The following is a 14523-nucleotide window of genomic DNA, read 5'->3' on the forward strand; positions in this document are numbered from 1 at the left end:
TTAAACTTAAACCTGACTGCCATTGTACATATAAATATCTGAATAACCTCATTGAGCAAGATCACCGTCATATTAAAGTAAGAAAGACAAGGTATCAAAGTATCAATACAGCAAAGAATACTTTAAAAGGTATTGAATGTATTTACGCTCTATATAAAAAGAACCGCAGGTCTCTTCAGATCTACGGATTTTCGCCATGCCACGAAATTAGCATCATGCTAGCAAGTTAAGCGAACACTGACATGATAAATTAGTGGTTAGCTATATTTTTTTACTTTGCAACAGAACCATAAATATCCTACTTACAAACTCAAATAACCTCAAAAGAAGTATGTTAAACACGTAAAATTAAAATTTTGACTTAAACAAAAGTTTATTTTCCAATTTAAATAATAAAAAAATGACCCACACCCTGAATACGTCTTGCTCAAAAAAAAGAAGTTAAATCATTCGAATAAGTAATTGTTTTACGTATAAACTTTCACATTTACAAAGATTTATGATTTATACATACGAATACAGGGGATAAAATAAGTGTATATCAAATAATAAGGAGGTTTTTTTATGTCAAGATACGTTTTTCAATCGCCAAGTAGATATATACAAGGAAAAGGAGAAATAAAAAGTTTAGCCAATGAAGTTAATAAATTAGGTGATACACCCTTGATTATTTCAGATAGTTTAGTTTGGTCACTAACAAATAAAGACATAAATGAGAGTTTTGAATCTAACGAGATTAGTTACAAATACGAAGAATTTAATGGGGAAGCCTCTGAAAATGAAATAGCAAGACTTAGCCAAATAGCCAAAGAAAATAACATAAATGTGATTGTTGGCGTTGGAGGAGGAAAGACATTAGATACAGCAAAAGCAATTTCTGATGATCTTAATTCCCCTGTTATTATTGTCCCAACAACTGCTTCTACAGATGCGCCTACGAGTGCTTTGTCAGTTATCTATTCAGATGAAGGTGTTTTTACGGGTTACAGATTTTACTATAAAAACCCAAATGTAGTATTAGCAGATTCACAAATTATAGTCCAAGCACCAGTCAAATTGTTTGCGGCGGGCATGAGCGATGCTTTAGCTACTTTAGTAGAAGTTAAAGCAACTTTAAACCGTAGAGGGAAAACTATGGTGGATGGAAAACCAACATTAGCTTCTTTAGCCATTGCTGAAAAAGCAGAAGAAACAATATTTAAATACGGTAAAAGCGCCTATTTTTCTGCAGCACAAGGTATTGTAACACCTCAAGTGGAGTCTATTATCGAAGCAAACACTTTACTCTCAGGACTTGGTTTTGAAAACGGTGGACTTGCTGCAGCCCATGCAATACACAATGGGTTTACAGCTTTATCAGGAGATATCCATAAACTTGGACACGGCGAAAAAGTGGCGTATGGGACTCTCGTTCAAATGGTTTTAGAAAATAGACCTTATGAAGAAATTAAAAAATATATTGATTTTTATAAATTCTTAGAAATGCCAACAAATTTAAATAATATGCATTTACACGACGTTTCTTTTGAGGATTTAGTAAAAGTGGGAGAATTAGCAAAAGATCCTAATGACACTTTCTCTAATTTAAGTGACGAATTCACTGCTGAAGACATAGCGCAAGCTATACTAGCAGTGAATGAATTAAGTGAAGGCAAAGCTAAGTAAATTGCTCTTTATTTAGACTACGTATATATTTATTCTTATTTTGCATTTCTCTCCACTATGATGTTATAATTTAGATAACAAATATGTGTTGAACATGGTAAACACCGAGCCCGATAACTACTGGAATAGTTATCGGGCTCTTTTTGGTGTTATTACTATGTCGTCGCTTAATTATTTATCACGATTATTCAACCAATATGAAAACAACGTGATTATAACCCCCACTATAATAGGAGCTACTATAGATACAAATATGATGCTGAACATGGTGTCACCTCCTTCCATGCTAAACCAGCACAGAAGTAGAACGACGACTTCCCTATTATACCATCTGTTAATCTGCAAGCATATGCACTTCCGATAAGTTGAATTATGTCAACTTAAAGTGAAAAAATGAAGTGCGGAAGCACACTTCATTGAGAAAACAATTGGTCATTCACTGCTACTCGTTATTATAATTTTGTTTCTAATTGATGGATGAGGTGGGTGAGCATGGTATTATGCGGTGTCGGTATATTGGCTGCTTGCCCATACGCAGCTATTTGACCATTAAGGTAATCTACTTCAGTTAAACGTCCGTTTGCATAATCTTGGTGCATGGAAGGGTAATGCAGGCCTTGCGCTTCTTTGGGATAAGCTGCTTCGACTTTTTGTAAAAGTTCATCGCTATTCAATTCGATACCTTTGGCTTGTGCGACTGCGACAATTTCATCAATGATAGGCTTGACCATCTCCGCTGAATGCGGGTAGCTACCAAATTCGTGAATCGTTTTGTTTAAAATTGTACATAATGGATTTAGCACACTATTTAAGGTCGCTTTAGACCAAATTGCTTCGAATACATTGTCGCTAATTTGTGCATTCAGTCCTGCTTTGTTGAGTATTTGAAGTATGCTATTCGTATGACTATCCATTTCGCCATCAGCTCTTTGTAAATGGATTGTGCCTTCTCCTTCTAGTAACAATTGTCCTGGACCACGTAGTCCTGCAGTCCACATCGTTACAGCAAGATAAATTTGTGATAATGGCACGATTTGTGATAATCGTTCTTCGTGACCTAATCCATTCATCATACTCATGATAGCTGTATCTTCGTGGATGCAGCCGGCTGCTAGTAAGTGTTTTAACATTGCTTCAGATTGCATCGCTTTCGTTAATATAATGATCAGATCAAATTCGGTTGCTACATCTTGGGCTAATATAGCAGGAATGTCGACTGTATAGTTCTCCGTCTCTGTTTTAATGTCCATACCATGTGTATTAATACGGTTGACGTGTGCTTCCCAATGATCTATAAGTGTAACATCATAACCTGCTTCCTTTATGGAAACACCAATACGTCCACCCATTGCGCCTGCTCCGGCTATACCTATTTTATACATCGAAACACTCCCTTAGTCATGTTGATTTAAAAAACAATTGTTTAATATATCTCCACTATAGCATTTTATATTTTTTTATAAATAATATTGCGTCTGTTATTTTGGTGTTAATAATTTTTGGCAGTATTGCAGGATTCAAATGTGCTTATATTTTGTTTGAAAAGTAAGTTTGAAACAAAATTAGAAGTTACAAGTGATTAATATCATACTTCCTTGTAATTTGCACAATTTAAAAACCATTTATCAATTCATGTTAGTGGGGGATTTATATCATGTTTAGTAAAGGCAACAAAGAGTCGATAGGGATTGCCCCTGCTTATCTAAGCTTTATTATTGGAGACTGACATTCATCCACTGATAGATATTTTAATGTCAGTCGTTATGTTTGCGGTCATATTTAATAGTTGTATCAGCATGTTATATCCATTTTTTAATAGATTTACGACGCCGGGTTCTAAATCTTACATTTTATTGCTGATTGCTCCCTTTGGTTTAATAAAAGGGGCAAGCTTTTATATTAACATTTACTTGAAAGATAACAGGCATATAAAAATACGGTGGGGTGAGTCATCGGGTTGTGTGACGCCACTATGCCGTCACCTTCAAAACGACTGCCAAATGAAATTTTGAAGTGAGTTTAACGTAGTCACATAGTATTAGGTGCTTTTCTTGAAATTATTAGATGGGTGGTACGTAACTTCTAACTTCTTCATTTAACTAAAGTATATACTCTAAAATCACAAAATATTTATGAAACAATTTATTTTAATAGGGTATATGTTAATCTGTATATAACTATAAATAAAAATAAGGGTGATTATTTATGGATGGAAACGTCCGCTCTGCGATAGAATTTTTAAGGGGAGCAATACAAATTATTATTCCTGTTTATCAGAGGAACTATGATTGGAAGAGAGAAAACTGTGAATTGCTGTTTGAGGATTTAATTGATTTAGAAACAAGCAATAAACAAACACATTTTTTTGGTAGTATAGTTGTAAAACCAGGTAATTATGCGCAAGATATAATTGTCATAGATGGGCAACAAAGATTGACAACGTTATCTCTTTTAATGTTAGCTATAAAAAATTGGTTGGACAAAAATGAAGAAGAAGCTAAAAAAGTACGTTTAACACCGGAATATGTTTTAAATACTTTTTTACAAGATCAATACTTAAATACTACAGATAAATTAATTTTACAACCTAATCCAAGAGATTATAAGTCATATAAATTATTATTTGGGAATGAAAAATTTTATGACAAATCTTCAAATATTACTTTAAACTATGAGTATTTTTATTCATGTATTGATAATATGAATATCTCAATTGATCAATTAATGAGTTCAATACAAAAGCTTCAATTTATGGTAGTTAATTTAAATTCACCTGATGATGACCCACAATTAATTTTTGAAAGTCTCAATTCAACCGGGGTCGCTCTAACAGATGCAGATAAAATACGCAACTTCTTACTTATGAATGAGAATTTGCCTGAACAAAATAAGTATTTTCAAAACTATTGGCAACCATTAGAAGAAAATACTCATTTCGAAGTAAGTAAATTTTTTAGGTATTTTTTAACAATCAAAAATGCACAATTTCCAAAGATATCAAATGTGTATGATGAATTTAAGACCACTTATAATAATCTTGATTTTGATAAACAAAATTTATTTGAAGACATTAATGACTTCTCTAATACTTATAAAATGATTCTTGAGTGTAATACAGGGACAAAGAAAATAGATGTAATTTTAAATAGATTTTTAGAATTAAATGTCACTGTAATTAGACCATTTATAATGGCTATAATTAATGATTTTGTTTCTAATAAAATTGTCGAAGAAGAAGCTATCAAAATAGTAGAACTAGTTGAAAAATATATAGCAAGAAGGATAATTACCAAAACACCTTCGAATGCGTTAAATAAAGTTATAGCAACTTTGTATAGAGATTTTAGGCAGTTTCAAGATAAACATAACAATCAATATAAAGATTCAGAAGTTATCATATTTTTACTACTTAAAAAACAAGGGTCTGGAAGAGTACCAACGGATGAAGAACTAATTAGAAACTTTAAACATAATGATTGGTATAATATTAATTCATCATATCGTTCATTTATATTTGAAAGGTTAGAAAACCATAACCACATTGAATCATTATCAATTTACGAGGGACTAAAAAATAAAGATTATAGTATTGAACATATTATGCCACAAAAATTAAGCTCTGATTGGAAAAATGAATTAGGAAATAATTACCAAAGAATTCATGAAAATTATGTCAACTCATTAGGAAACTTGACTATAACTGGATATAATTCAAAATATAGCAATAGAAGTTTCCAAGATAAACAAAATATGGAAAAAGGTTTTAAAGAAAGTCATTTTGTTAATTTAAACAAATTACCAGCTAGAAGTGACAAATGGGGTGAAGCTGAAATAATTGAGAGAACAAATCAGCTAATTACTTCTGCATTAGAAATTTGGGATTTTCCTGAATCGACAATACATGAAATGATAGAAGAAAAAGAAATGTATATCTATGATGGTAATGAGACTTTTTCTAATTATAAAATACATGGATTTACATTTATTAATGATGAATATATTCCTGTAAAAACATGGAAGGGTTTATTTGTAGAGCTATTTAAATTATTGGCTAAAATTGATTTGAATCCATTGATTGAATGTACAAAAATAGACACAAAAATTGGCTTTGAATCAGCTATATTTAGCGAAAAAACAGATGATACTGAGGAAATAGTCCCAGGTGTATATTTATTTGTACAATTATCCAATGAAAGAAAAATGAACTATATTAACAAGTTTTTCGAAAAATATAATATATCATATGACCAATTATCATTAGATGTTGAATATAAAAATTAAACAGTTATTAATTGTAAACATAAAGTAACAAAAGCATTTTATAACTCATTGTAAATTAAAGTGAAAGCAAGTAGATTTATTGAAAAGATAAAAATAGGCCCGCTCTTATAGCAAATAATAAGAGCAGGCTTTTTATAATTTAACTTAATTGTCATTCACATAATTTTTAAGGTTTTCTAGCTTATTATCCCATTACACATCAAAATACTGCAACCAGTCACTCACTTTTTTTAGTTCTTGCGCGTGGGTTTTGTATCTGGTTTCTCTGCCGGATGTTTTTTTGGTTACAAGGTTGGATTCATATAGTATGGTTAAATGCTTGTTGACCGCTGTTCTTGAAATTGAAAACTCATCAGTGATTGATGTAATTGATCTTTCATCATTAGCAAGCAACATTAAAATTTTACGACGATGTTGGTCAGCGATGGCATGAAATACATCGTGTTTTGGTTGTACCGATTGCATTATGACGTCACGTAATTTACTAAATGTGTATTTACGATTTCATCCCAACCATCGTCCATAAAGCCTTGGACAACAAAATGTGGTTGACCAAACTCTGTTTCTTTATTGTCGTCCCAACCTGAATGAATAAGGGTGAATTCAGTAGTATGGTCATCGATTGCTTTGAGTTTAAAAGTAAGATTCCAATCTTTCCCCCAATCAAAACTGACCATCGTTTTGGGTTTAATCTTAGTTACTTTACAAGGAGAATCTCCAAATTCCCCTGCATGTAAGGTGAATGCTTTACCTTCTACAGGTTCAAAATCATTCGGCATCCACCAAGCTGTGATGCCTTCAGCTGTTGCGACAGCATCCCAAACTTTATCTTGATTGGCATTTAAGGTGACAACTTTTTTAATTTCCGTTAACTCAGAATTATTAGACATGCAAAGACCTCCAGAAAAAATATGACACCAAAAGGTGTTATATTAATCGTAACACGTTTTGGTGTCATATCAAAATTTTAATGGGCTGGATGTAATATTAAAGTATTGCCATTATAAATGAAGTAATTTTGTATAATAAAAAAATCCCAATACGCAAACGTATTAGGATTTTACTTCGTCGTCCATGCGAGCTTCAAAGTCATCAAGTAATGCACGGGCTTCATCGGTTGTATTGGTCTGCATCAATTGATGACGCAGTTCGCTAGCGCCTCTGATGCCACGAACGTAGATCTTAAAGAATCTGCGTAGGGGTTTGAATAGTCGAGATTCCTCTTTGGAATATTTGTCGAACAATGAAAGATGTAATCTCAACAAACCTAACAGTTCTTTACTCGTATGTTCACGTGGCTCTTTTTCAAAAGCATAAGGGTTATGGAAAATGCCTCTGCCAATCATTACACCATCAATGCCATACTTTTCAGCAAGCTCAAGGCCTGTTTTTCTATCTGGGATATCACCGTTAATAGTTAACAGTGTATCTGGTGCGATGTCGTCACGCATTTGTTTGATTGCTGCAATTAATTCCCAGTGTGCATCAACCTTACTCATCTCTTTACGTGTACGTAGATGGATAGATAAATTGGCAATGTCTTGTTCAAAGACATGTTTTAACCAATCTTTCCACTCGTCTATGTCATAATAACCGAGTCGTGTTTTAACACTTACCGGTAGTCCACCTGCTTTGGATGCTTGAATAATTTCTGCTGCGGTTTCAGGTCGTAGAATTAAACCAGACCCTTTACCTTTACTCGCAACATTAGCTACAGGACAACCCATATTCAAATCAATGCCCTTAAAGCCCATCTCTGCCATACCGATACTCATTTCGCGGAAATGCTCTGGCTTGTCACCCCATATATGAGCGACCATCGGCTGTTCATCTTCACTGAATGTTAAGCGTCCACGAACACTGTGTATACCTTCTGGATGGCAAAAGCTCTCAGTATTTGTAAATTCTGTAAAAAATACATCAGGTCTCGCTGCTTCACTAACTACATGACGAAAGACGATATCTGTAACGTCTTCCATAGGCGCCAAAATAAAAAATGGACGTGGTAATTCACGCCAAAAATTTTCAGTCATAATATATTTAAACCTTCTTATCTATAATTATCTCGAATTTTTATCCATGATGATATTACCATAAATTGTCAACATACACAAAAGTATTTTGACCAATCACAGCTATAATTCAGGGTAGTCTCTGAGGCGTCTAAAGGCATAGGGACATGGTGATTCTACTAACATTTTTGCGAGATATAGCTAGCAGAATATAGAAGTGGGGTGGTCCACTACTGTAGTGTGTCATTGAAGCTAGCAATTTACCAAGAATTCTAGCATTAATGTACAATGGTGTTTACCTGTAACAACTATCACTTATTCTGCCTCTCCATATTTAAATGTGTATATTTGGTATAACTCTTCCGCATAAACAATGTCTTCACCATGTGATGTACTAATTAAGTATGGCTGAATGTCATCAATAATTGTGCCACTTTTAATATTTTGTGACATGTTGTAAGTAAATTTATATATGGGTGGATGTAAAGCAGTGGTACTGGAGATAAATAAATCACCACAAATAAGAACATCATCGCCATCATGATGATAAACTACATGACCCGGTGCATGGCCTGGTGTTAAATAAAATGTGAAAGGTACGTCTAATGATTGATGTATGGGTTGAACTTTATATGCGACATTCGTGCGCTCCACGACCTGTTTATTGGGATAGGGTAATTCTCCATTAATATAAGGGAGCTCATTTTCATGTGCATAAATTGGAATATTAAGTGATTCAGCTATTTCCTTTGCGCCGTTAATATGATCTCCGTGTCCATGTGTTAAAAATAATGCTTGAGGCGTACCAAGGAACAGAGCAGCTTTTATTTGTGTTTTAGAGTAGGAATTCATACCGGAGTCTACAATATATACATTGTCATCGTTTACGATGTACCAGGTATTGATAATAATGGGAATACCGACATTAGTTTCTACAGTTAATTTATAAATATGATTTGATATTTGTTTTAATTCCAATTTTTCCACTCCTTCATAATTCTTGATATGATTAAAGTGTAAAATGGAACTGACAAAATAACAAGAAAGATAGTTTTACATGCGTTGAGCTATAGATAGAAAATAATTATTAATGAAACGCCCTTCACCATGTATGAAGGGCGTTGTTACTTTAACTTACGATATTTTTTCTGTTAAGATTTTTTCTATAAAAGCATCGGCTTCAAAAGTCTGAGCTGATTTATTACCGTGTTTTCGCCCAGATAACGTATGGTTGCTTACCTCATTATCACCAATAACTATAGTATAAGGAATTTTTTTAATTTGCGCGTTTCTTATTTTATAACCCATTTTTTCATTACTGCTGTCCACAGCAACTCTGATACCTTTAGATTTTAAGTTTTGTTTAATCTGAGTCACATAATCTAAATGCACTTGATTATTTACAGGGATGATGTTGACTTGTATTGGTGCTAACCATAACGGTAAATTACCAGCATAATGTTCTAACAAAATACCTAAAAAGCGATCGATAGAACCATAAATAGCTCTATGAATAACGACGGGTCTTTCTTTTTCATTGTTCTCGTTAATATAATGCAAATCGAATTTTTCTGGCATTTGGAAATCGAGTTGTATTGTACCACATTGGTGACTTCTGCCTAGTGCGTCTTTAATATGGATATCTATCTTCGGTCCATAAAATGCACCGTCTTTTTCATTAACTGTATACTGTAAATTATTATAATGTAAAACATTTTTCAGAGAGGACTCCGCAAAGTTCCATAAGCTTATTTCACCCATATAATCGTCAGGACGCGTAGATAATTCAATACTATGTTCAAAGCCAAAGATAGTATACACTTTATCAATTAAATTAAGTACGTTAAGAATTTCAGGCTCTATTTGATTTTTAGTGACATAAATATGAGCATCATCTTGGTTGAATGTCCTTACTCTGAACAATCCATTTAAAGAACCACTTAACTCATGACGGTGAACTTGACCGAATTCGGCCATGCGAATAGGTAAGTCTCTATATGAGTGATGTTCATTTTTATAAATAAGCATATGGCCCGGACAATTCATAGGTTTCAATGAATATCTTACATCATCAACTTTAGTAAAATACATATTATCTTTATAGTGGTCCCAATGACCGCTGTTTTTCCATAATGCTTCATTCATGATAAAGGGTGTATATACTTCTTGATAATCTTCTGCAAATTGTAGTTTTCTTAAAAAGTTCTGTAGTTCCAGACGTATAATTTGCCCATTATGTTTATAGAAAGGCATACCAGGAGCATAATCAGAAAAGGTAAATAACTCCAGTTCTTTACCTATTTTTCTATGATTGATATTGTGGTATTGCTCAAGAAACTTTTCATGTGCTGCTAGGGCTGTTTCAGTAGCAAAAGCTATACCAGATATACGTTGTAATGCTTCATTATTTACATCTCTTAACCAATTTGTAGATGATATGTTTTTGAGTTTGTAGTTTTTCAATTTTGATAAATTACTAATAATAGGGTAACTAATCAATGATTTATAGTCCCCAATTTCAGCAATTTTAACCTTGTCATTCTCATTATTTTCAATGTGATAGCGCATGTATTTTTGATCAGCTACCAATTGTTGCGCTTTTTCTGATGATACTTCTGACACCTTTATTGTGGGATTAGATTCTATAAGCTTGTTAAGTGATTTATTTATGCGTTTTATATCATCTTTATTAAGATTTTTAATAGTTGTTTGGAAATCACAATAAAAGCTTTCATTGCTTACACCTATATCAGCAATTTCAATACCTTCAAAGTTATTATGAATGACGTAACCGACTAAAAAAGACAATGTATATCTTATAGATGCTTCAGCTTCGGGTTCTTCAAAAGTGATAAAATTTACTTTACTATCTTCATTTAGAGAATAACTTAGTTCCTTTAATTCCCCGTTAACGTCTCCAAGGGCAGCTTTTTTTGAAAAAGAGCTACCAATATTTTTAGCAACATGAAGTAGTGTTGTATTTTGTGGCACCTCCAATACATTATTATTTGATAATTGAACTTTTACATTACCGTTAAACATTGATATCACTCCTTTAATTTATAATAAAAAACTGCGCTTATCCCTATAGATATAGGGACGAGCGCAGTCTCGTGGTACCACCCAAATTCCCCTAATTGATTTGTTAATCAATTAAGGCTCATGGAATAACGTAACATGTTATTAAACGATGTATTTTCATACATATCTCCAAAGTAGTAAAGTATTTATAAATATAGAAGCTTTCAGCCGGTGACCTCTATTCCCTGTGTGTGAACTAAATACTTTTTCTTTTTCCACGATTAATATCTTAAATTATTAACCATCATAAATGAGTTGGCTAACAATTGCAATATTAATTTTAAAATAATCAGAATTTAATAATAACAACGCCCTTCACCATGTGTGAAGGGCGTTGTTACATTTATATTATATTTATAAAGATTAGTGTACATTATTTTTATATTATAAAAGCTTATGACGAAAGGTGGGGACATTGTTTAATCTATAGAATACCTATTAATTTCATCCAAACGGAACCTAAACCTATCCAAATAATGAAATATACAATTCCCAGGATAAAGTTCATAGTCCACCAACGTTTTTGAGAAATATAGCCAGCTGAATATAGGATTGGTGCTGGGCCACTACTGTAATGTGTCGTTGAAGCTAACAAGTTACCAAAGAAACCTAGCATTAATGCACTGTATAACGGTGGCGCGCCTGCAGCAACTGCCACACCTAATAGCGCGGCATACATTGCGCTGACGTGTGCGGTTGCGCTCGCAAATAAATAGTGAGAATAAAAATAGAATAGCAACAAAATAACAAGAACAATGGGCCAATTGAAGTGACCCAAACTTGTGGCGATGAGTTTGCTTAACCATGGAATAAAGCCTAATTTATTTAACCGATCTGCCATGAGTACGAGCACTGAGAACCAAATTAATGTATTCCAGGCACCTGTTTCATTTAAAATATCTTTCCACTCTAGTACGCCTGTTAACAATAATAACGATAGGGCAATAAATGCTGTTAACGTGGCATCTATGTTAATCATGCTTCCTGTTATCCAAAGCAGTAATGAAATGATGAAGATTGTAATCATATATTTTTCTGCGGTTGATATTTTTCCCATTGTTGCTAATTCTTTATTAGCCCAGTTTTTAGCATTTGGCGTTTCTTTAGTGCTTGGGGGATATATTTTATAAATAACGTAAGGTATAACGATTAGAGATATTAAGCCAGGCACTAAGGCGGCTAAAAACCAGTTCATCCACGTTATATTTACGTTAGCAGTACTTCCGGCAAGGTGTTGTGCTAATGGATTACCTGCCATTGCAGTTAAAAACATGGCGGCAGTAATTAAATTACCTTGGAATTCGGTAAAGATAAGAAACGCACCCATTTTCCGTTCTGTTCCTTGCTTTGGATCCGAATCAAAGGATTCAGAAAGTGATTTGATAATCGGGAACATAATACCACCCGCACGTGCTGTATTACTTGGAGTGGCAGGGGCTAATATAAGGTCAACGCCGACAAGTGAATAGGCCAATCCTAAAGTTTTTTTACCAAATAATTTTACAAATTGCAGTGCAATACGACGGCCTAAACCAGTTTTGACGAAACCTCTCGAGATAAAAAAGGCAATGACAATCAGCCAGATACTGTTATTACCAAATCCTGCTACTGCAGTTTTGATGTCAGTTACGCCTGTTAGTATCATGGCTGTAAACCCAAGTATAGATACTGCGCCGATTGGCATAGGTTGTGTAATACAAGCAATAATCGTTGTTACAAATATCGCGAACATATACCAAGCTTGTAGGCTTAATGCGTCCGGTTTGATAGGGGTAAATGCACAGATGAGTATACCGATAATTAGGGGTAAAATAAATTTACGGTATTTTATTGAATTTTTCATGATGAAACGTTCCTTCCTTCTACACAATATTACTACTTACAACTATTAATCTACGCTTATCAACACTGTATGTAAACACGAAATAAATAAAGATTTATTGCAATTTACTATGCCTAAAAATCTTTTGTTTGAAGTATTGATTTATCGATTTTTGTAAAATGTATTGAATGATAATTGTTCCAAACGTCTTCATTAGTTTAGATGAACATGAATAATATTTTGCGTAATGATTAAGTAAGGTGATAAACCTGACTGATAAAGTCGACTCTGAAATAGAGACAAGGAGTAGGTGCAATTATAGAAGAGCAAAATAATTTTGACTAAGCTATCGTAGATTTTGTTGATAGTATTAGTGGAGTAGAAGATAATGCAATTTCTTTTCTTGGAGAGCAAGTTTCAAATGTAGGAAATAGTGCTGTAACTTTGCTTGATTCAGCACTTTCAGCTTTTGGTTATAAATAAATATAATAGTTATTAACATAACAAGGACGCCTTATTTGTAAGGCGTCCTTTTTGAGACAAAATAGATTTTAAATATAGCAAGGGCTAATCCTTTAACAAGGGTTAGTTCATTTTTGGTTTTATTTACATGTTAAACAAATTTATTATTTTAAAAATATTTAGAAATTTTAGAATTTTCTTGTAATAAGAAAATATTATAGTATTATATAAATTATGTATTTTCAAAGGAGTGCATAATATTGAATCATAAATCATTACTGTGGTTATTTTTTGTAATTATATGTTTAGTAAATGGAACGACGTGGGGAGCACAAAGAATAGGATTGGAAAATAGTCTGCCTTTTTGGTCATCATCTATGCGTTTTATAATTTCAGGATCACTTATATGTATAATTTTGCTAATATTTAAAAAATGGAAGTTGCCGCCTAAAGGTTATATGCTTGCCTTATTTTATGGCATTTTTTATTTTAGTGTCCCCTTTGGTACTGTTTACTGGGGAACGCAATATGTATCTAGTGGTTTAGTTTCTGTGTTAATGTCTATGCTTGCTGTAATGCTGTTAATATTCAATAAAATTTTTGGTGGAATACCTGCTACAAAGATGCAAATATCTGGGGTTTTGTTCAGCTTGATTGGAATTATCATAATATTTTGGCAAACATTTCAAATTGATTATTCTCTATTAAGTATTGTATCTATGTTGCTTATTTTAACAAGTGGTCTAGGTAGTGCTTTAGTCACGATTAAAGTAAGAGACCATTTATCATATATGCCTATATTTAACTTTAATGCTGTAGCAATGATTATAGGTGGTATCGGATTAGGGTTTGCTAGCTTACTACTAGAGAATGGGAATCGAACTTTTCATGGGCCGAGTTTATATGCATTACTCTATTTATCAACTGTTGGATCAGTCATTGGTCTAGCATTATATATGACACTGTTAAAGCATTGGCATGTATCTAGAGCAAGTGCACATTTATTTATTTCCCCGGCAATAGCGCTCTATTTAGGTTCCTTGTTTTTAGGTGAAACATTAAATATTTACACGTATGTAGGAACGGCTTTAATACTATGCGGTGTTATGCTCATAAACATAAGCCCTAAGGTTATAACTACAATTTTCCAATATTTTAGCACTAATATTCACAAAAATAGATCTAATACTTAACGAAGGA

The 14523-nt window shown here is 33.1% G+C and carries 12 protein-coding genes; 4 read left to right on the forward strand and 8 right to left on the reverse strand.

The features are described from left to right. A partial coding sequence (locus tag JVU85_RS07695; protein WP_204172261.1) for a DDE-type integrase/transposase/recombinase occupies positions 1–230 on the forward strand: 230 nt, incomplete at its 5' end. Positions 231–564: 334 nt separating this feature from the next. Next, entirely contained in the window at positions 565–1665 is a 1101-nt protein-coding gene (locus JVU85_RS07700; protein WP_167867727.1) for a glycerol dehydrogenase, read from the forward strand. Between the two features lie 171 nt (positions 1666–1836). Here JVU85_RS07700 and JVU85_RS07705 read toward each other — a convergent pair whose 3' ends face one another. Both JVU85_RS07705 and JVU85_RS07710 read right to left on the reverse strand, forming a co-directional pair. After that, a complete protein-coding gene (locus JVU85_RS07705) occupies positions 1837–1932 on the reverse strand; it encodes a type I toxin-antitoxin system Fst family toxin (RefSeq protein ID WP_021340007.1) in 96 nt (31 codons plus the stop codon). A 185-nt stretch (positions 1933–2117) separates the two neighbouring features. Continuing rightward, the gene (locus JVU85_RS07710; RefSeq protein ID WP_204172262.1) at positions 2118–3047 is read right to left on the reverse strand and encodes a ketopantoate reductase family protein; all 930 of its coding nucleotides are present in this window, start codon (positions 3045–3047) and stop codon (positions 2118–2120) included. 823 nt (positions 3048–3870) lie between these two features. Between JVU85_RS07710 and JVU85_RS07715 the strand changes: the two genes are divergently transcribed. Then, complete coding sequence (locus tag JVU85_RS07715) at positions 3871–5946, forward strand: DUF262 domain-containing protein (protein WP_204172263.1); 2076 nt, start codon at positions 3871–3873, stop codon at positions 5944–5946. Positions 5947–6138: 192 nt separating this feature from the next. Here the strand turns inward: JVU85_RS07715 and JVU85_RS07720 are convergent, their stop codons facing one another. The 6 genes from JVU85_RS07720 to JVU85_RS07745 all read right to left on the reverse strand — a co-directional run bounded on the left by JVU85_RS07720 (position 6139) and on the right by JVU85_RS07745 (position 12882). Further along, positions 6139–6411: an ArsR/SmtB family transcription factor gene (locus tag JVU85_RS07720; RefSeq protein WP_204172265.1), complete on the reverse strand. Its 273-nt coding sequence runs from the start codon at positions 6409–6411 to the stop codon at positions 6139–6141. Continuing rightward, the gene (locus tag JVU85_RS07725; RefSeq protein WP_002510686.1) at positions 6411–6836 is read right to left on the reverse strand and encodes an SRPBCC family protein; all 426 of its coding nucleotides are present in this window, start codon (positions 6834–6836) and stop codon (positions 6411–6413) included. Before JVU85_RS07725 ends, JVU85_RS07720 begins: the two co-directional genes overlap by 1 nt. Positions 6837–6998: 162 nt before the next feature. Next, the gene (locus JVU85_RS07730) at positions 6999–7979 is read right to left on the reverse strand and encodes a tRNA dihydrouridine synthase (protein ID WP_002510687.1); all 981 of its coding nucleotides are present in this window, start codon (positions 7977–7979) and stop codon (positions 6999–7001) included. Between the two features lie 294 nt (positions 7980–8273). Then, positions 8274–8936, reverse strand: coding sequence for an MBL fold metallo-hydrolase (locus JVU85_RS07735; protein WP_103388324.1), 663 nt, complete (start codon positions 8934–8936; stop codon positions 8274–8276). A gap of 156 nt (positions 8937–9092) precedes the next feature. After that, positions 9093–11000 (reverse strand): threonine--tRNA ligase, encoded by a 1908-nt coding sequence (gene thrS / locus JVU85_RS07740; protein WP_204172267.1) that lies wholly within the window; start codon positions 10998–11000, stop codon positions 9093–9095. Between the two features lie 463 nt (positions 11001–11463). Then, entirely contained in the window at positions 11464–12882 is a 1419-nt protein-coding gene (locus JVU85_RS07745) for an anion permease (RefSeq protein WP_021459554.1), read from the reverse strand. 701 nt (positions 12883–13583) lie between these two features. On the opposite strand from JVU85_RS07745, the gene JVU85_RS07750 reads away from it, so the two are divergent. Then, a complete protein-coding gene (locus JVU85_RS07750; RefSeq protein ID WP_002510389.1) occupies positions 13584–14516 on the forward strand; it encodes a DMT family transporter in 933 nt (310 codons plus the stop codon). Positions 14517–14523 lie beyond the last annotated feature (7 nt).

The sequence above is a fragment of the Staphylococcus sp. GDY8P72P genome (assembly GCF_016890655.1).
Classification (GTDB): Bacteria; Bacillota; Bacilli; order Staphylococcales; family Staphylococcaceae; genus Staphylococcus; species Staphylococcus arlettae.